General features: G+C 51.5%; 19 protein-coding genes and 1 other annotated feature. Of the genes, 5 read left to right on the top strand and 14 right to left on the bottom strand.

Annotation, left to right across the window (positions count from 1 at the left end; genetic code table 11):
- Positions 1–62 precede the first annotated feature (62 nt).
- From WBL83_RS02265 to WBL83_RS02285, 5 genes are read left to right on the top strand one after another with little or no spacing between them, the layout of a single operon-like run.
- Positions 63–2,039 (top strand): TonB-dependent hemoglobin/transferrin/lactoferrin family receptor, encoded by a 1,977-nt coding sequence (locus tag WBL83_RS02265; protein ID WP_424587609.1) that lies wholly within the window; start codon positions 63–65, stop codon positions 2,037–2,039.
- A 9-nt stretch (positions 2,040–2,048) separates the two neighbouring features.
- Positions 2,049–3,080: a hemin-degrading factor gene (locus WBL83_RS02270; RefSeq protein WP_424587610.1), complete on the top strand. Its 1,032-nt coding sequence runs from the start codon at positions 2,049–2,051 to the stop codon at positions 3,078–3,080.
- On the top strand, positions 3,077–3,892 hold the full coding sequence (locus WBL83_RS02275) for a heme/hemin ABC transporter substrate-binding protein (protein WP_424587611.1): 816 nt from the start codon (positions 3,077–3,079) through the stop codon (positions 3,890–3,892). The genes WBL83_RS02270 and WBL83_RS02275 overlap by 4 nt, the downstream gene beginning before the upstream one ends.
- Before the next feature lie 35 nt (positions 3,893–3,927).
- The gene (locus tag WBL83_RS02280; protein WP_424588017.1) at positions 3,928–4,890 is read left to right on the top strand and encodes a FecCD family ABC transporter permease; all 963 of its coding nucleotides are present in this window, start codon (positions 3,928–3,930) and stop codon (positions 4,888–4,890) included.
- Positions 4,883–5,662 (top strand): heme ABC transporter ATP-binding protein, encoded by a 780-nt coding sequence (locus WBL83_RS02285; RefSeq protein WP_424587612.1) that lies wholly within the window; start codon positions 4,883–4,885, stop codon positions 5,660–5,662. The genes WBL83_RS02280 and WBL83_RS02285 overlap by 8 nt, the downstream gene beginning before the upstream one ends.
- 53 nt (positions 5,663–5,715) lie before the next feature.
- Here WBL83_RS02285 and selO read toward each other — a convergent pair whose 3' ends face one another.
- The 14 genes from selO to infC form a co-directional block, all read right to left on the bottom strand.
- The gene (gene selO / locus WBL83_RS02290; RefSeq protein ID WP_424587613.1) at positions 5,716–7,161 is read right to left on the bottom strand and encodes a protein adenylyltransferase SelO; all 1,446 of its coding nucleotides are present in this window, start codon (positions 7,159–7,161) and stop codon (positions 5,716–5,718) included.
- A gap of 64 nt (positions 7,162–7,225) precedes the next feature.
- Positions 7,226–7,957, bottom strand: a complete 732-nt coding sequence (locus WBL83_RS02295) for an EAL domain-containing protein (RefSeq protein WP_424587614.1) — start codon at positions 7,955–7,957, stop codon at positions 7,226–7,228.
- A 167-nt stretch (positions 7,958–8,124) separates the two neighbouring features.
- Positions 8,125–9,096, bottom strand: a complete 972-nt coding sequence (locus WBL83_RS02300) for a LacI family DNA-binding transcriptional regulator (protein ID WP_424587615.1) — start codon at positions 9,094–9,096, stop codon at positions 8,125–8,127.
- 137 nt (positions 9,097–9,233) lie between these two features.
- Positions 9,234–9,695 (bottom strand): NlpC/P60 family protein, encoded by a 462-nt coding sequence (locus WBL83_RS02305; RefSeq protein ID WP_424587616.1) that lies wholly within the window; start codon positions 9,693–9,695, stop codon positions 9,234–9,236.
- 80 nt (positions 9,696–9,775) lie between these two features.
- Positions 9,776–10,522: a vitamin B12 ABC transporter ATP-binding protein BtuD gene (btuD, locus tag WBL83_RS02310; RefSeq protein WP_424587617.1), complete on the bottom strand. Its 747-nt coding sequence runs from the start codon at positions 10,520–10,522 to the stop codon at positions 9,776–9,778.
- A complete protein-coding gene (locus WBL83_RS02315) occupies positions 10,522–11,073 on the bottom strand; it encodes a glutathione peroxidase (protein WP_424587618.1) in 552 nt (183 codons plus the stop codon). The genes btuD and WBL83_RS02315 overlap by 1 nt, the downstream gene beginning before the upstream one ends.
- 26 nt (positions 11,074–11,099) lie before the next feature.
- Positions 11,100–12,080 carry a vitamin B12 ABC transporter permease BtuC gene (gene btuC, locus WBL83_RS02320; protein WP_424587619.1) on the bottom strand — a complete coding sequence of 327 codons (981 nt, stop codon included), beginning with the start codon at positions 12,078–12,080 and terminating at the stop codon, positions 11,100–11,102.
- A gap of 118 nt (positions 12,081–12,198) precedes the next feature.
- Complete coding sequence (gene ihfA / locus WBL83_RS02325; RefSeq protein WP_001229265.1) at positions 12,199–12,498, bottom strand: integration host factor subunit alpha; 300 nt, start codon at positions 12,496–12,498, stop codon at positions 12,199–12,201.
- Positions 12,499–12,502: 4 nt separating this feature from the next.
- Entirely contained in the window at positions 12,503–14,890 is a 2,388-nt protein-coding gene (gene pheT / locus WBL83_RS02330; RefSeq protein ID WP_424587620.1) for a phenylalanine--tRNA ligase subunit beta, read from the bottom strand.
- A gap of 14 nt (positions 14,891–14,904) precedes the next feature.
- Complete coding sequence (pheS, locus tag WBL83_RS02335) at positions 14,905–15,888, bottom strand: phenylalanine--tRNA ligase subunit alpha (protein ID WP_424587621.1); 984 nt, start codon at positions 15,886–15,888, stop codon at positions 14,905–14,907.
- Between the two features lie 61 nt (positions 15,889–15,949).
- Positions 15,950–16,073: a sequence feature (Phe leader region), on the bottom strand.
- A complete protein-coding gene (gene pheM / locus WBL83_RS02340) occupies positions 16,024–16,068 on the bottom strand; it encodes a pheST operon leader peptide PheM (protein ID WP_001386830.1) in 45 nt (14 codons plus the stop codon). (Overlaps the previous feature by 45 nt.)
- A 77-nt stretch (positions 16,074–16,150) precedes the next feature.
- Positions 16,151–16,507 carry a 50S ribosomal protein L20 gene (gene rplT, locus WBL83_RS02345; RefSeq protein ID WP_000124850.1) on the bottom strand — a complete coding sequence of 119 codons (357 nt, stop codon included), beginning with the start codon at positions 16,505–16,507 and terminating at the stop codon, positions 16,151–16,153.
- Between the two features lie 45 nt (positions 16,508–16,552).
- Positions 16,553–16,750, bottom strand: a complete 198-nt coding sequence (gene rpmI / locus WBL83_RS02350; protein WP_005968897.1) for a 50S ribosomal protein L35 — start codon at positions 16,748–16,750, stop codon at positions 16,553–16,555.
- A gap of 96 nt (positions 16,751–16,846) precedes the next feature.
- Positions 16,847–17,389: a translation initiation factor IF-3 gene (infC, locus tag WBL83_RS02355; protein WP_072011152.1), complete on the bottom strand. Its 543-nt coding sequence runs from the start codon at positions 17,387–17,389 to the stop codon at positions 16,847–16,849.

The raw sequence follows: 17,389 nt of genomic DNA on the forward strand, positions 1-17,389 counted from the left end.
GCAAGCCACCCAGGTTAACCCAGGCAGCCAGCGCTTTTAAATTTTCCTATGGAGATTTGCGCATGCCTGCTTTACACACAGTCGGCTTCCGTCTGTCATTACTGACTGTTGCGGTATTTACTGCCCTGCCTGCCTTTGCAAAAGACGATCAAGTTACCGTAGTCGCTACCGGTAACGAACGCAGCACTTTTGAAGCGCCAATGATGGTTACCGTCATTGATGCCAACACCCCAGAAGCACAAACCTCGTCTTCCGCCGCCGATATGTTACGTAAAGTTCCGGGGATCACCGTTTCCGGTACCGGGCGAACTAATGGGCAGGATGTGAGCATGCGTGGTTACGATCGCCGTGGCGTATTGATGCTGGTTGACGGGGTTCGTCAGGGTACGGATACCGGACACCTCAACAGCACCTTCCTTGATCCGGCATTGATCAAACGTATTGAAGTGGTGCGCGGCCCTGCCGCCCTGCTGTACGGCAGCGGTGCTTTGGGCGGAGTGATTTCCTATGAAACTGCCGATGCCAGCGATTTACTGTATGAAGGCCAAAACAGCGGCTACCGTGTGTTTGCCACTGGCGGCACCGGCGACCACAGCGTGGGCATGGGCGCCAGCGCCTTTGGCCGCACCGATGATTTCGATGGACTGGTCTCCTGGTCAAGCCGCGATCGTGGTGACATCAATCAAAGCAACGGCGAAACCGCGCCGAACGACGAAAGCATTAACAACTTCCTGACCAAAGGCACCTGGTATATCGACCCGGCACAGTCTTTAGGTGGCTCACTGCGTTATTACAATAACGCCGCGCAAGAACCTAAAAACCCGCAAACCCCCACGGCTGACCCAGCCAACCCGATGGTTGATCGTTCAACCATTCTGCGTGACGCCCAACTTAACTACCATATTGGGCCTGAGCAAAGTGACTGGCTGAATGCCAATGCCACGGCTTACTGGTCTGAGGCGCGTATTAATGCGCAGGGCCAGACTGACGGGGCTGAATTCCGTAAACAAACCACCAGCGGCGCAAAAATCGAGAACCGCAGCCGTCTGTTTAACGACAGTTTTGCGGCACATTTGCTGACATACGGCGGGGAATACTATCGTCAGGATCAAAAACCTGGCGGCAATACAACGGGCTTCCCGCAGGCGAATATCGATTTTGGCTCGGGCTGGCTGCAAGATGAAATCACGCTGCGTGACCTGCCGGTGTCTATTTTAGCCGGTACACGTTATGACAATTACAGCGGCAGCAGCGACGGCTATGACGATGTTAATGCGGATCAGTGGTCATCCCGTGGCGCACTGTCCATCACTCCAACAGACTGGCTGATGCTGTTCGGCTCGTACTCTCAGGCCTTCCGCGCCCCAACCATGGGTGAGATGTATAACGACGCTAAACACTTCTCCATTGGCTCGCGTTACACCAACTATTGGGTACCGAATCCAAATCTGCGTCCGGAAACCAATGCAACGCAAGAAGTCGGCTTTGGTTTGCGCTTCGACGATTTAATGTTGGCTGACGATGGCATCGAATTTAAAGCGAGTTATTTCGATACCAAAGCAAAAGACTACATCTCCACCACTGTCGACTTCGCCAAAGCAACGACCATGTCTTATAACGTCCCTAACGCCAAAATCTGGGGTTGGGATATGACGGCGAAATATACCAGCGCATGGTTCAGCCTTGACCTGGCTTATAACCGTACCCGGGGTAAAGACGAAGATACCGGCGAGTGGATCTCCAGTCTGAATCCGGACACCGTGACCAGCGTGCTGGACGTCCCGGTGGCACAAAGCGGTTTCTCCGTGGGCTGGGTCGGGACTTTTGCTGATAAATCAACGCATATCAGCAGCAGCTACAGCGAGCAACCCGGTTACGGCGTGAATGATTTCTATGTCAGCTATAAAGGCCAACAACAGTTGCGCGGGCTGACGACTTCCCTGGTGCTGGGTAATGCCTTTGACAAGGAGTACTGGTCGCCACAAGGGATCCCACAAGATGGCCGTAACGGCAAAATCTTCGTTAGTTATCAATGGTAAGGAACCGATATGACTCAGCGTTATGACAACTGGTTACAGCTCAAGCAAGAGCACCCGAAAAAGTATGCTCGCGACATCGCCAGGCTGATGAATATCAGCGAAGCCGAATTAACTCATGCCCGAGTAGGACATGATGCATGGCGCTTAAAGGGCGAGATCCGCGACATTCTGGCCTCTCTGGAAAGCGTGGGTGAAATCAAATCCATTTGCCGTAATGAATATGCGGTACACGAGCATGTTGGCAAATTTGAAAACCAGCAACTGCACGGACACGCCGGGCTGGTGCTTAACCCGCGCGCGCTGGATTTGCGCTTGTTCCTTAATCAGTGGGCGTTTGCATTCCATGTGCGTGAGGCCAGCGCACGGGGTGAGCGCCAGAGCGTGCAGTTCTTTGACCACCAGGGTGATGCGCTACTGAAGGTTTACACCACTGACAATACTGATTTCAGCGCCTGGGCCGATGTGCTTGCGAAGTTTATATATGCGGATAACCCAGCCCTTGAGCTTCAGGCCGTTGAAGAAGTCGTGATGACCCCGGCGGTTGATGGCGGTCTGGTTGAAGCGGAATGGCGTAGCCTGCGCGACGTGCATCAGTTCTTTGGTTTGCTGAAACGTCATCAACTGACGCGCCAGCAGGCTTTCCGTCTGGTGGCAGAAGATTTGGCTTGCCAGGTTGATAACCGCGCACTGGCGCAGCTTCTGGAACAAGCCAGACAAGACAAAAACGAGATCATGGTATTTGTCGGCAACCGTGGCAGCGTGCAGATTTTCACCGGCATCGTGGAGAAAGTCGTGCCGATGGATAACTGGATTAACATCTTCAACCCACAATTCACGCTGCATTTGTTGGGCGACACCATTGCGGAAAGCTGGGTGACGCGCAAACCGAGTGGTGATGGCTTCGTTACCAGCCTGGAGTTGTTTGCCGCCGATGGCACGCAAATCGCCCAACTGTACGGTCAACGCACGGAAGGGGAACCCGAGCAGCAGCAGTGGCGCAGCCAGTTGGAAGCGCTGGTCAGCAAAGGGCTGGCTGCATGAAACGCTGGTTAATTGCCCTGGCCGCCATTCCTGTAATAGCCATCGCAAATGAACGCGTGGTGGCTATTGGTGGCGACGTGACTGAAATCGCATTTGCATTAGGCTCGGGTGACCAACTGGTCGCTCGTGACAGCACAAGTTTGCATCCTCAGGCGGCAACTAAGCTGCCGGACGTGGGCTACATGCGACAGCTTAATGCGGAAGGTATTCTGGCGATGCGCCCAACCCTGGTGCTGGCGAGCGCTCAGGCCAAACCGTCACTGGCGCTTGAGCAAGTGGCCAGTAGCCATGTCAAAGTGGTGACCATTCCGGCGGAAAACTCACTGCAAGGTATCGATAAGAAGATTGATGCGGTGGCTCAGGCGATGGGTAAAACGGCTCAGGGAGAAGCTTTACGCCAACAAGTGCATAGCAAGTTAGCGTCGATTCCTGAAAAAGCATTACCCGTGAAAGTGCTGTTCATCATGAGTCATGGTGGCATGGCCGCGATGGCCGCCGGGCAAGAAACGGCGGCAGATGCGGCTATTCAAGCGGCGGGTTTGCAAAATGCGATGCAGGGCTTCAAACGTTATCAGCCTGTGTCCCAGGAAGGTGTGATTGCCAGTCAACCGCAACTGGTGCTTGTCAGCGCCGATGGCGTGAAAACCTTAGGGGGTGAAGAGAATGTGTGGAAGTTACCCGGGCTTTCGCAGACCCCTGCTGGAAAAGGTCGCCAGTTATTAATCGTTGACGACATGGCACTGCTCGGTTTTGGTTTGCAAACGCCGGATGCCATTCTCGCGTTACGTAAAAAAGCGGAGCAACTGCCTTGATACGCCGTCCCCTGCCTCAACGCGCCTTGTTCGCCATGATGCTGGCGCTATTAGCGCTGTCTTTGGTGGCGGCCAATTTAGGTGCCATGCGTCTTTCCATCGCAGTGTTATGGCAAGCGCACGATGAAGCGCTGCGCCATATCTGGCTCAACATTCGTCTGCCACGCGTGTTGTTAGCCACACTGGTTGGTGGCGCATTGGCACTTTCTGGCTGCGTTATGCAGGGGCTGTTTCGCAACCCGCTTGCCGATCCGGGCTTGCTTGGTATCAGCAGCGGTGCGGCACTGGCGGTAGGATTCTCTGTCGTTCTACCGTTAGCGCTTCCCGCCGTTCTGGCGCTGTACGTACCGATGCTGGCCGCCTTTTTGGGTAGCTTCGCCGTCACGCTGGTGATTTTCTTCCTCAGTCGTCAGGGCAACCATAGCCTTTCCCGCCTGCTGTTGGTGGGAATTGCGATTAATGCGTTGTGCGGTGCGGCGGTCGGCGTTTTATCGTGGATCAGTAATGATGCTCAGCTACGCCAACTCTCGCTGTGGGGAATGGGGAGTCTTGGGCAAGCACAATGGCCAACTTTACTGACTACCGCTTCGTTTATTCTCCCGGCAGCAGTCGCCATCGCCTTTTTGTCTAAACGACTCAATCTGTTACAGCTAGGCGATGAAGAAGCGCACTACCTGGGTGTTGATGTCAAAACCACCCAGCGTCAGTTGCTTATTTTAAGTGCGCTGTTAGTGGCGGCAGCGGTTGCTGTGAGCGGCGTGATTGGGTTTGTCGGTCTGGTGGTTCCACACCTCGTGCGGATGTGGCTCGGGGCCGATCATCGCTGGCTGATCCCCGGTTCGGTTCTGGCGGGCGCGATGTTGTTACTGGTGGCGGATACGCTGGCTCGCACGCTGGTCGCCCCTGCCGAAATGCCGGTCGGTTTGCTGACCAGCCTGCTCGGTGGGCCGTGGTTTTTAGCACTCATCTTCCGCCAAAAAAGGGAAACGGATGGCTGATTTTTTGCAGGCACGCAACGTCACACTGCGTCTTGGCGCGCGAAAGTTACTCGATGACATAAATCTGACGCTGGCTGCGGGTGAAGTGGTGGCGCTGATTGGCCCAAACGGGGCCGGGAAGTCCACCTTATTACGCGTGCTCACCGGTTTTCAAGCACCGGAAAGTGGTGAAATTAGTCTTGGCGGGCGTGCGTTAAATTCCTGGTCGAGTGATGCCTTATCCCGAAAACGCGCGGTGATGCGCCAGCGTAGCGGCATGGCATTTAGCTGGGCCGTGGAAGATGTGATTGCCATGGGACGTGCGCCGTGGCCGGAAAAAGAGACCAAAACGGTGGTGCGGGAAGTGATGGCCCTGACGGGTTGCGATACGCTCGCCGGGCGAGATTTTTGTCAGCTTTCCGGTGGTGAACAACAGCGCGTGCAACTCGCCCGCGCACTGGCTCAGTTGTGGTTCGATGAGCAACCACACGGCTGGCTTTTTTTAGATGAACCTACCTCGGCGCTGGATTTGTATCATCAGCAACATATTCTGCGTTTGCTGCGCCGTTTATCGCTAATGGGAACGCTTTCGGTATGTGTGGTGTTGCATGATTTGAACCTGGCGGCGCTTTGGGCAGATCGAATTGTGTTGTTGCATGAAGGGCGACTGGTTGCGCAGGGTTCACCGCAACAGGTGCTGGATGAATCGACGTTACAGCATTGGTATCAGGCTGATTTGCGGGTGTTCCATCATCCGGAACACCCGGTGCCACAGGTTTGGTTGCAGCAATAATCTACGGTTTGGATTTTGTAGGGGGGATAAGCGGCAGCGTCATCCACCGTTTTTTAGCTCGAACAACTCACTTCTAACCGCTTGCCCCAGTCCGGCGGGCGTTGGGTCAAATCATCAGAATGTTCAGCAAATGGCTGGCGCAGCGCTTCATGCAGTTGCGCCAGAACAGTGACATCGCCCTGCTCTGCGGCATCAATAGCTCGCTGCGCCAGCCAGTTGCGTAACACAACCGACGGGTTGGCCGCTTTCATCGACTGCTGACGCTGCTCATCGCTAATTTGCTCGATTTGCAGACGTTCGCGATAACGAGTAAACCAGCTATCAAACCCGGCGCGGTCGATAAATTCATCACGCAGTGGCGAGCTTGCCGACGTTTGCTCAGTCAGGCTTAACATTCTGAATGTGCGGGTGTAATCACTGCCCTCTTTGGCCATCAAGCCAAACAGTTCGGTGAGGATTTCGTTATCCGCCGTCTGTTCCGTCATCAGCCCCAGTTTGCCGCGCATCAATTCGCCGAAGGACTTCATCAAGGCGAACTGATAGTGATCGAGCAATTCATTAAGCCATTCTACTGAAATAAATGGTGACAACGTTTGTGCCAGCCGTTGCAGGTTCCAGAGCCCAACCGCAGGCTGATTATCAAAAGCATAACGGCCCTGGTGGTCGGAATGGTTGCAGATAAAACCAGGCTGATAATCGTCGAGGAAACCGTACGGGCCGTAATCCATCGTTAAACCAAGAATCGACATATTATCGGTATTCATCACGCCATGGGCGAAGCCGACCGTTTGCCAGTTTGCGATCATCTGCGCAGTACGTTCAACCACATCACGGAACCAAAGCGTGTACTTATCGGCCTCATCGACAAGATGCGGCCAGTGATTGGCTATCACATAATCCGCCAGTTGCTGCACTTTCTGCGGCTCACGACGATAGTAGAAATGTTCAAAGTGACCAAAGCGCACATGGCTTTGCGCCACACGGATCAACATCGCACCCTGCTCGGTGGTTTCACGTTGCACCGGCGTGTCGCTGGTGACAATGCTCAGCGCTCGGGTGGTCGGAATATTCAGGCCATGCATCGCTTCACTGGCGAGAAACTCGCGTATCGTGGAACGCAGCACTGCGCGACCATCCCCCATGCGTGAATAAGGCGTTAAACCCGCCCCTTTCAGGTGCCAGTCAAATTTACGCCCGTCAGCCAGTTGTTGTTCACCAAGCAAAATACCGCGCCCATCACCCAGTTGCCCCGCCCAGACACCAAACTGATGCCCGCTGTACACCTGCGCTAAGGGCTGCATTCCTGGCAGCAGTGTTTCACCGCTCCAGATCCCGCTATGAGATTCATCAAACAGTGAGGCATCAAGCCCCAGTTCATCGGCAAGAGGACGGTTGTAATAAAACAGCCGGGCATTATGCAGCGGCGTAGGCTTTAGAGCCGTATAGAAGCCGGGCAATTCATCGTGCCAGCTATTGTTAAATTCAGGTTTATTAGTCATGGATCCTCCTGCCGATAGTGTAGTGCTTGTGTAAGAATTTAAACACGGCACGTTGGCAAGGGTATTAGTTCAATGACGGCAAATCCGGGTGGAACCATTCTGCCAATTTTGCAGGTGCAATTACCGGCCAGAGATTTCCTTGCATGGCGAAGGCTGCAAATGAAAGCACTTTTTGACGTGCCGCTTCGTCATCAATTCCGCTAATTGTCAGAGTCTGACAAAACGGAGAAAGTTGCGCGAGCATGGCTAACATAAAAGGCTCAAATGAGCGTTGTTTAATTTGTTTATGAATAAATGTTTTGTCAAAAAACACGCGTTTAAATAACCCGTCAAAAATCGGTTTGCTGGTCGCAATACCCGCGCCAAAATTTGCCAGCGCTAATGGATAATGCTTACTCATTGCCATTAAACGTGCATTTTCATTACCGCGATTTAACTCCGGAAAGTTCTCATTGATAGTAAACTCAATGAACGGAAGCTGCGCCAGACGGGAGGCTAGCTCGGTATTGATCAAAATTGCATCAGCAATGACCGCACTTATATTCACCCAAACTACGAGGCTTTGAGCCATAAAGAATGTTTGATAATTTTCGAGTAATTCTATTTGCTCTGAGAATAATATTAATTGTTGTTCTGATTTAATAACCGGCGCAACTAACTCCGTTGGAATACGAACTGGGGCATCGACCCCAACAAAATTCACAATTAATTCAACACCTAACACTTCACCGTCAGGTAAGTAGACTGGTTGAAAATAAAAGTCTGACCGATATTGTGCATCGAGTACGAGAATCATGTAGCCCACCGATTAGAAAATGGGGTGGATGGCATCGTGACACGATGAACATCCAGCGTTAACTGGATTGATTTGATTGTAATTAAAGACAAGTTCATCCCTGAATGTTTATCAAAATCCTCATTGAATATAAATATATTATCCTGGATATCTGGATATCGCCAGTTTTAGCGAATATGACGAACGGAATCGCGGTGGATTATCTCAGGAGAAAATGATTCTTCATCACACTGTGGATCCAATAATTTTCGGATGGCATAACGTGCCATTTCGGTTATTGGAAAATGAACACTGGTTAATGCCGGGCGAACAAATGGTGCTCGCTCACCGCTGTCATAACAAATAAGTGAGATATCCTGGGGAATTCGCAGCCCGCGCTCGGTGATGGCTAGCATCGCCCCAATAGCCAGTTCTTCATTACAACAATAAAGTGCCGTCGGCTTAATGTTTTCAAGCAGTTGAGAAGCGAGTTGGTAGCCTGAGGACATGTCGTATTCCCCACCTAATACTGCAGCAGGTGTGAGCTTTGCTTTTGACATCGCATCGATAAATCCCTGCTTACGCAGCAGGCTGGAGGTTCGCCCACCCGGCCCATGCAAGCAAGCAATCGAGGTATGTCCTGCGTCAATAAACACTTGAGTCGCCAGCGAACTTGCCGCACGGTGATCGAATACCACGCATCTGGCTTCAAGACCCGCAACGTCACGATCCAGAACAATGAATTTTTGATTAGTAGCCAGTTGATGCAAAGTGTCATCGGTAATGGCGCGAACATGTAAAACCAGGCCATCGCAGCGCAAATTGAACAGGCGTTTAATCGCGTTAAGCTCTTTCTCCGCAGTGTCGCGCCCTTGTGTCACTAACAACTGCTTCCCCTGCAACTCGGTTTCGCTTTGCACGGTGTCCATCAGTGCGCCAAAAAAACCGCCGCGATAGGACGTCGTGACCAGACCGAGGGTATTACTGTGGCTGGAAGCTAAAGCCCGTGCCGCCGGATTCGGCGTATAACCCAACTCGGTAATCGCTGCTTCCACTTTGATTCGCGTCTGGGCTTTAACTTTTGTGTCGCCATTAACCACGCGTGAAACGGTCGCCCGGGACACACCTGCACTTTCGGCAACATCTTCCAGAGTAACCATAAACCTACCTTTTGAGGGAGCGTAATGCCGCCAGATATTACCTGAAATAATCAATCGAACCTGGGTTAACCATGGAAATACTGAAGGGTGTCACGTTTAGGGCCAATGACTGGCCCTAAGACGGTAAATAAATCGCGCTAGATACGGCGGGCCTGCCAGAACTTTTTGCTCCAGTAGACGTTATCCAACGAAGAACGCATCACACCGCGACTGGTTGAGGCATGTATAAATTGATTATCCGTGTCGTAAATACCAACGTGTAATCCACTTTCCCCTGAGCCCGTTTTAAAGAAAACCAGATCGCCAGGCAGAAGATCGTCTTTATCAATTTCAGTACCGACTTTCGCCTGCTGGCGAGTTTCTCGCGGCAATTTGAGCTCGAAACGGTCCCGGAAGGTGATAGATACAAAGCCAGAACAGTCGACCCCTCGACGACTCATTCCACCATAGCGATACGGTGTTCCATGCCAGCCGCTGAGTTGATCATTGAGCTTCGCGATGACCGTTATTGAGTCTGACAAACGTGAGTTTGGTGGTGGCGCATGGTGGCTACACCCTGCGAGTACCAGACATGCCACTACAATAATCCATACACGCATTTTCAGGCTAATCCTCACCCGTTTATAATTTCCAGTAATTTAGCGCTTACCCATGATTTGGTGCAAGTTTTTACCATCAACTACAGTGGGGCTATTAGCATACTGTGCCCTTCAATCTGCAATCTACGGAAGTGCATGTTATAGGCTGTCGCTAAATGTTGCGGTGTCAGAACTTCATCCCGACTTCCTTGCGCAATCATTTTACCTGAGCGCAATAACCAGACCGTATGCGCATGGCGCAAACTGTGGTTTAAATCATGGCTGCTCATCACCACGCCGATACCCGCTTCACACAATCCCATCAGGATCCTGTCTAACGCGGTCTGCTGCGCGACATCCAGGCTGTTCATCGGCTCATCAAGTAAAAGTAGACGACCCTGCGGATTGATTTCAGGGTGAATCTGCAGCACCACAGCGGCTAACCGGACGCGCTGCCATTCACCACCCGAGAGCTGGTTCACACTGCGGGTAAGTTTATCCGCCAGCCCCAAATCTTCGGCAAGCTTTAGCATAACGGGATTAGTGGGGCTGACTGACTGATGCAGTTGCAGATAATGCCAGACAGGCATCGAAAATGGCGGCATTTGCTGCTGGGAGAGATAAGCGCGGTGATGAGCCAGTGGCGTTGGCTGCCAGTCGCTCAGATTGCTCCCGGCAAACATAATCTGCCCGGCTCCTGAGCTAAGCCCCGCCGCACGCATAAGCAACGTGCTTTTACCCGCGCCATTTGGCCCAACCAGATGCACCAGTTCGCCTGCCTGTACCGTGGCGGAAATAGGCCCAAGCCTTTGCGCCACGGCAATATCATTCAGCTGCAACAACGACATTACTTGGCCAGCGCCGACTTAATCGCATCAACAATAGTAGAATCATCCGGCGTCATATCCGGTGAAAAACGTTGAATAACCTGACCATCGCGACCCACGAGGAATTTTTCAAAGTTCCACAGGATGTCGCCTGAATTAGCTGGTGCACGGCCTTTGCTGCTCATGCGCTCAAGAAAACCGCTGCCTTGTGGGGCAATGGCAGTCGGTGCAGTGGCAACCAGTTTTTTGTACAGCGGGTGGCGATTTTCGCCATTGACGTCCAGCTTGCTAAACATAGGAAATGTCACGCCGTACGTGGTGCTGCAGAAGGTTTTGATCTCTTCTTCGCTGCCAGGTTCCTGACCAAGGAACTGGTTACAAGGGAAACCGAGCACCGAAAAGCCTTCATGCCCGAACTCTTTTTGCAGGTTTTCCAATTGTTCGTACTGCACTGTCAGGCCGCACTTAGAAGCAACGTTCACCAGCAGTAGCACTTTTCCTTTCCAGTTTTCGAGCGTTGTGGCTTCACCGTCAATGGTGATTACTTCAGTGTTTAGAATGTCTTGCATCATGACCCCTTAGATTGAACAACTATGGATTATTTCCCAGCTTTTAATAATAGCCAGATAAATACAGGTGCGCCTAACGTTGCTGTCACAACGCCTATCGGTAATTCGGCTGATGCCAGCGCCAGACGCGCAATGATATCCGCGCCCAATAAAACTGTGGCACCGGCCAACGCACTCGCAGGCAACAAAATACGGTGATCGGTGAGCCCTTTGAGGCGCAACATATGCGGGATGACCAGACCAATAAAGCCAATGGCTCCTGCCAGCGCAACACTCACCCCCACCAGCCAGCCTGTCGCAATCACCAGAATGTTACGCCAAAGCCAGACGGGTAAACCCAACTGGCGAGCCGACATTTCACCCAGAGCCATTAAATTCAGTGGCGCATAGTTGCGGCATAACCATAGCATCACTGGCAGCAGCGTTATCATCAACCACCATTGACGCCAGTCCACTCCGCCAAAGCCGCCCATCATCCAGTACATTAACTGGCGTAAATCGAGGCTGGTACTGAAGTAGATAGCCCAGGTCATTAAAGCGCTACAGATAATCCCCAGCGCCACGCCAGCCAGCAGCAAGCGGCTGTTAGAAAGGTGACGCTTTGAAAAACGCAGCAAGATAAAGGTGATAACCAGTGCACCGAAAATAGCGCAGAGACCTAGTGCCCAACCCGGTAGCATCCCTTGACCAAGCAATACGGCGGCCACGAGTGCCACCCCTGCCCCATTAGAAACACCAAGCAGCCCTGGTTCGGCGAGAGGGTTTTCAAACAGTGCCTGCATAATCGTGCCGGAGATTGCGAGTGCCGCCCCGACCAGCAGAACGGCTAAGGTGCGTGGCATGCGAATCTGCCAGATAAACAGCTGCGCATCTTCACGCAACCAATGGTGCGGAGAAAACCACTGGTCTCCGGCGCACAAACTCAGCACAGCCATTCCCAACATGGTGGAAAATAAGGCCAGTAGCCAACGACGTTCGAGGCGGTGCTGTCGCGCAACAAAAGTGTGCATCTGGTCGATGAGATCCGTTTAGTAACAATTCATAAATTTGATTTTACGGGGGATTTTCCGTGCAGGACAAGAAGAAAAGAAAAAGGCCGCTGTTTGCGGCCTTTTTGGATTATTCAGGTTACTCGTCTTTTGGGGACGCGTTCTCAACCCTACTTTTCAACTTCTGACCAGGTCGGAAGGTCACTACACGGCGTGCCGTAATAGGAATATCTTCACCGGTCTTCGGGTTACGCCCGGGACGTTGGTTTTTATCGCGTAAGTCAAAATTACCAAAGCCTGATAGTTTAACCTGCTCACCGTTTTCCAGAGCACGACGGATCTCTTCGAAAAACAGCTCTACCAACTCTTTAGCGTCACGTTTGCTAAGCCCTAGCTTATCAAACAGATATTCTGACATTTCAGCTTTTGTAAGCGCCATACGTTCAATCCCTCAATGATGCCTGGAATCGCTCTTTTAATGCCTCTACACATTTTGCAACGGTAGCGGCAATCTCCTCTTCTTCGAGTGTACGGCCCGTATCCTGCAGGATAAGGCTTATGGCAAGGCTCTTATAACCTTCGGCTACACCTTTGCCACGGTACACATCAAATAAGTTTACGCCAACTACCTGATTTGCGCCAACTTTCTTACATTCGACCAAAATATCTGCTGCGGGAACGTTTTCGGCGACCACAACAGCGATGTCACGACGGTTTGCCGGGAATCGAGAAATCTCTTTCGACTCAGGCACGGCGCGGTCTGCAAGCTTGTTCCACAGCACTTCGAACACCAGCGTACGGCCATTCAGAGACAGCTTGCGCTCAAGCTCTGGATGCACAACACCAATGAAACCAACGTATTCGCCACGTAAATAAATGGCTGCACTTTGGCCTGGATGCAACGCTGGGTTGCTTGCGACTCTAAATTCAATGTCTGAAAGCTGACCAGTAAGATCCAGAACGGCTTCCAGATCGCCCTTCAAATCATAGAAGTCGACGGTGTTACGCGCCAGATCCCAATGTTCTTCGTAGCGGTTGCCACAGATGGCCCCAGCCAGCATAAGATCCTGACGGATACCCAGGTCTGCCTGCGTATCAGGAACAAAGCGTAAGCCTGATTCAAAGATGCGCACACGGCTCTGCTGGCGGTTTTGGTTATAAACCACCGTATTCAGCAAGCCAGTCAGCAAGGACAAACGCATGGCTGACATTTCGCTGGAAATTGGGCTTGGCAGAATCAGATTTTCTTCACCCGGGTGCAGCAGCTGTTGAACCTTAGGATCAACAAAGCTATAGGTGATCACTTCCTGATAGCCTTTATCAACCAGCATGGTTTTCACACGCTTAAGAGAAAGGTCTGCTTCGCGATGGCTGCCCATGATAAGGCCAGCTTGTACCGGCTCATCAGGGATGCTGTTGTAGCCATAAACGCGCGCCACTTCTTCAACCAGATCTTCTTCAATCTGCATATCGAAGCGCCAGCTTGGCGCTACAGCGGACCACTGGTTGTCGCCTTCAATGACTTCACAACCCAGACGACGCAGAATGTCACTAACCTGCGCATCTTCAATATGATGGCCAATCAGACGATCCAGTTTGCTGCGACGCAGAGTAATTGTGGCAGCTTTTGGCAAATGTGCTTCGTTGGTCACGTCGATAACCGGACCGGCTTCGCCACCACAGATATCAATCAACAGACGTGTTGCACGTTCCATTGCTTTGAACTGCAGTGCAGAATCCACGCCACGCTCATAACGATGGGAGGCATCGGTATGCAAGCCATGGCGACGCGCGCGCCCGGTAATAGACAGTGGGCTGAAGAATGCGCATTCCAGCAGCACGTTCTGGGTTTCATCATTCACACCAGAATGTTCGCCACCAAAGATACCGCCCATTGCCAGCGCTTTAGTGTGGTCAGCAATCACCAGCGTATCTGCATTCAACTTCGCTTCGTTGCCGTCCAGCAGCGTCAGAGTTTCGCCTTCTTCCGCCATGCGCACCACGATGCCACCTTCGATGCGGTTCAGATCGAACGCATGCATCGGTTGGCCAAGTTCCAGCAGCACATAGTTAGTCACGTCAACAACAGCATCGATAGAACGAATACCGCAACGACGCAGTTTCTCTTTCATCCACAGAGGAGTCGGCGCTTTAACGTTGATGCCTTTAACAACACGGCCCAGGTAACGTGGGCACGCTTCCGGCGCATCGACACGAATTGGCAGCGTATCGGTAATGGTCGCCGCAACGCTGACCATTTCTGGTTCATGTAATGCCAGCTTGTTAACGACCGCGACATCACGAGCAACACCGATGATACCTAAACAGTCTGCACGGTTTGGCGTGACGCTGATTTCGATAGTGTTGTCATCAAGCTTCAGGTATTCACGGATGTCGGTGCCAATTGGCGCATCCTGTGGTAACTCAATAATACCGTCGTGATCGTCTGAAATACCCAGCTCAGAGAATGAGCACAGCATCCCTTCAGACGGTTCGCCACGCAGTTTCGCGGCCTTGATTTTGAAATCACCTGGCAGCACAGCGCCAACCGTTGCAACAGCAACACGCAGGCCCTGACGGCAGTTTGGCGCACCACAAACGATGTCTAACAGGCGTTCGCCGCCAACATTCACTTTTGTTACACGCAATTTATCAGCGTTTGGATGTTGGCCGCACTCAACCACTTCACCCACAACCACGCCATTAAATGCACCTGAAACGGCATCAACACCATCAACTTCAAGACCAGCCATAGTGATTTGGCTGGAAAGCTCTTCACTGCTGTTGGCTGGGTTTACCCATTCGCGTAACCAGAGTTCACTGAATTTCATTGGATATCCCGCCCTTATTTGAACTGTTTGAGGAAACGTAAATCATTTTCGAAGAATGCACGCAGATCGGTCACACCGTAGCGCAGCATGGTCAGACGCTCCATGCCCATGCCGAATGCAAAGCCTGAGTAAACTTCCGGGTCAATACCCACGTTACGCAGGACATTCGGATGCACCATGCCACAACCTAATACTTCCAGCCATTTGCCGTTTTTGCCCATGACATCCACTTCAGCAGAAGGCTCAGTAAACGGGAAATAGGAAGGACGGAAACGAATCTGCAAATCAGCTTCGAAGAAGTTGTTCAGGAAATCGTGGATAGTGCCTTTCAGGTTAGTGAAGCTGATATTGGTATCAACAATCAAACCTTCCATCTGATGGAACATTGGGGTGTGCGTCTGATCGTAGTCGTTACGATACACGCGGCCTGGCGCGATAATACGGATCGGCGGTTGCTTATCTTTCATGGTACGGATCTGTACGCCAGAAGTCTGAGTACGCAGCAGACGGGTGGCATCGAACCAGAAAGTATCGTGATCAGCGCGAGCTGGGTGGTGGCCAGGAATGTTCAGTGCATCGAAGTTATGGTAGTCATCTTCGATTTCAGGGCCAGTCGCCACGGTGAAGCCCAGCTCACCGAAGAAGCTTTCAATACGGTCAATAGTACGCGTAACCGGGTGTAAACCGCCGTTTTCAATACGACGCCCCGGCAAAGAAACATCTATAGTCTCTTCTGCCAGACGAGCATTCAGAGCGGCACTTTCTAGCGCATTTTTACGCGCATTCAGTGCTTCCTGAACTTTCTCTTTAGCTTCGTTGATCACCGCACCAGCAGCTGGACGCTCTTCCGGTGGCAATTCACGCAGGGTGGTCATCTGCAGGGTCAGATGCCCTTTTTTCCCTAAATACTCGACGCGTACGTTGTCTAACGCGGCAACATCCTGGGCCTCGTTTATGGCGGCCGTTGCGTTGGCAACCAGCTCTGCGAGATGTGGCATGGTATTCCTCTTATGCCGGTAAATTTACCGGGGTAGTTGATCCGTGTACAAAAATGACATGCAAAAAAAAGCCTCCATAATGGAGGCTTTCGGCGCTATTTTTCGTTTCTTTTCTTACGCGCAAAGCCCCCTGATTCAGGTGCTAAAGTAAAAAAAGAAACGGAAAATAGCAGCATTCATGCTTGCAGTTACCTTATTAATCAGTACGAAACATTACCGTTAAAAATTAAAAGAGGGAGACAAGCTCCCTCTGATAACCGGCTTACGCCAGAGCTGCTTTCGCTTTCTCAACCAGTGCAGTAAATGCCACTTTGTCGAATACGGCGATATCAGCCAGGATCTTACGGTCGATTTCAACAGAAGCTTTTTTCAAGCCATTGATGAATTTGCTGTAAGAGATCCCGTTCTGACGAGCTGCAGCGTTGATACGTGCAATCCACAGCTGACGGAATTGACGTTTACGTTGACGACGGTCACGGTAAGCGTATTGGCCAGCTTTGATAACAGCCTGGAAAGCAACGCGGTATACGCGTGAACGCGCACCGTAGTAGCCTTTGGCTTGTTTAAGGATTTTTTTGTGACGAGCACGTGCGATAACACCACGTTTTACGCGAGCCATATTAGCTCTCCTGTTCTATATTCTGAATTAATTAAAAAGTGCTACTTATGCGTACGGCAGGCAAGCGATGACCAGGCCCAGATCCCCTTTGGAGACCATACCTTTCGGACGCAGGTGACGTTTACGCTTAGTAGACTTTTTAGTCAGAATATGACGCAGGTTAGCGTGCTTACGCTTAAAACCACCACCGGCGGTCTTTTTGAAGCGCTTAGCGGCGCCGCGTACAGTTTTAATCTTTGGCATTTAATAACTTTCCACTTCGCATTGTTAATAAAACGAACCAGAAGGCGAACAAATCTCACGAAGCCGAAGCCCCGCGAGAACTGTTACTTGATGGCCTTACTGTTTCTTCTTCGGAGCGAGCACCATGATCATCTGGCGGCCTTCGATCTTCGATGGGAAGGATTCGACCACTGCCAGTTCACTCAGATCGTCACGGACGCGGTTAAGCACTTCCATACCAATCTGTTGGTGAGCCATTTCACGACCGCGGAAACGCAGTGTGATTTTAGCTTTATCACCCTCTTCCAGAAAGCGAACCAGGCTGCGGAGTTTTACCTGATAGTCGCCATCATCGGTACCAGGTCGGAATTTGATTTCCTTGACCTGAATAACTTTTTGCTTTTTCTTCTGTTCCTTAGAAGATTTGCTTTTTTCATAGAGAAACTTGCCGTAGTCCATGATGCGGCAAACAGGCGGTTCAGCATTAGGACTGATTTCGACTAAATCAACTCCTGCCTCTTCGGCTTTTTCCAAAGCTTCATTCAGACTGACAATACCAATAGGTTCGCCTTCTAAGCCTGTCAGACGAACTTCTGTGGCACGAATTTCTTTGTTTATGCGATTAGGACGCGCCGGTTGAACTCTTTTTCCGCCTTTAAT

The organism is Buttiauxella sp. (assembly GCF_049686335.1).
Classification (GTDB): domain Bacteria; phylum Pseudomonadota; class Gammaproteobacteria; order Enterobacterales; family Enterobacteriaceae; genus Buttiauxella.

What these genes read in the sequence shown, in the direction of transcription:
- WBL83_RS02265 (WP_424587609.1), top strand. Translation starts at nt 63, where the DNA reads ATGCCTGCTTTACACACAGTCGGCTTCCGTCTGTCATTACTGACTGTT.
- WBL83_RS02270 (WP_424587610.1), top strand. Translation starts at nt 2,049, where the DNA reads ATGACTCAGCGTTATGACAACTGGTTACAGCTCAAGCAAGAGCACCCG.
- WBL83_RS02275 (WP_424587611.1), top strand. Translation starts at nt 3,077, where the DNA reads ATGAAACGCTGGTTAATTGCCCTGGCCGCCATTCCTGTAATAGCCATC.
- WBL83_RS02280 (WP_424588017.1), top strand. Translation starts at nt 3,928, where the DNA reads ATGATGCTGGCGCTATTAGCGCTGTCTTTGGTGGCGGCCAATTTAGGT.
- WBL83_RS02285 (WP_424587612.1), top strand. Translation starts at nt 4,883, where the DNA reads ATGGCTGATTTTTTGCAGGCACGCAACGTCACACTGCGTCTTGGCGCG.
- selO (WP_424587613.1), bottom strand. Translation starts at nt 7,161, where the DNA reads ATGACTAATAAACCTGAATTTAACAATAGCTGGCACGATGAATTGCCC.
- WBL83_RS02295 (WP_424587614.1), bottom strand. Translation starts at nt 7,957, where the DNA reads ATGATTCTCGTACTCGATGCACAATATCGGTCAGACTTTTATTTTCAA.
- WBL83_RS02300 (WP_424587615.1), bottom strand. Translation starts at nt 9,096, where the DNA reads ATGGTTACTCTGGAAGATGTTGCCGAAAGTGCAGGTGTGTCCCGGGCG.
- WBL83_RS02305 (WP_424587616.1), bottom strand. Translation starts at nt 9,695, where the DNA reads ATGCGTGTATGGATTATTGTAGTGGCATGTCTGGTACTCGCAGGGTGT.
- btuD (WP_424587617.1), bottom strand. Translation starts at nt 10,522, where the DNA reads ATGTCGTTGTTGCAGCTGAATGATATTGCCGTGGCGCAAAGGCTTGGG.
- WBL83_RS02315 (WP_424587618.1), bottom strand. Translation starts at nt 11,073, where the DNA reads ATGATGCAAGACATTCTAAACACTGAAGTAATCACCATTGACGGTGAA.
- btuC (WP_424587619.1), bottom strand. Translation starts at nt 12,080, where the DNA reads ATGCACACTTTTGTTGCGCGACAGCACCGCCTCGAACGTCGTTGGCTA.
- ihfA (WP_001229265.1), bottom strand. Translation starts at nt 12,498, where the DNA reads ATGGCGCTTACAAAAGCTGAAATGTCAGAATATCTGTTTGATAAGCTA.
- pheT (WP_424587620.1), bottom strand. Translation starts at nt 14,890, where the DNA reads ATGAAATTCAGTGAACTCTGGTTACGCGAATGGGTAAACCCAGCCAAC.
- pheS (WP_424587621.1), bottom strand. Translation starts at nt 15,888, where the DNA reads ATGCCACATCTCGCAGAGCTGGTTGCCAACGCAACGGCCGCCATAAAC.
- rplT (WP_000124850.1), bottom strand. Translation starts at nt 16,507, where the DNA reads ATGGCTCGCGTAAAACGTGGTGTTATCGCACGTGCTCGTCACAAAAAA.
- rpmI (WP_005968897.1), bottom strand. Translation starts at nt 16,750, where the DNA reads ATGCCAAAGATTAAAACTGTACGCGGCGCCGCTAAGCGCTTCAAAAAG.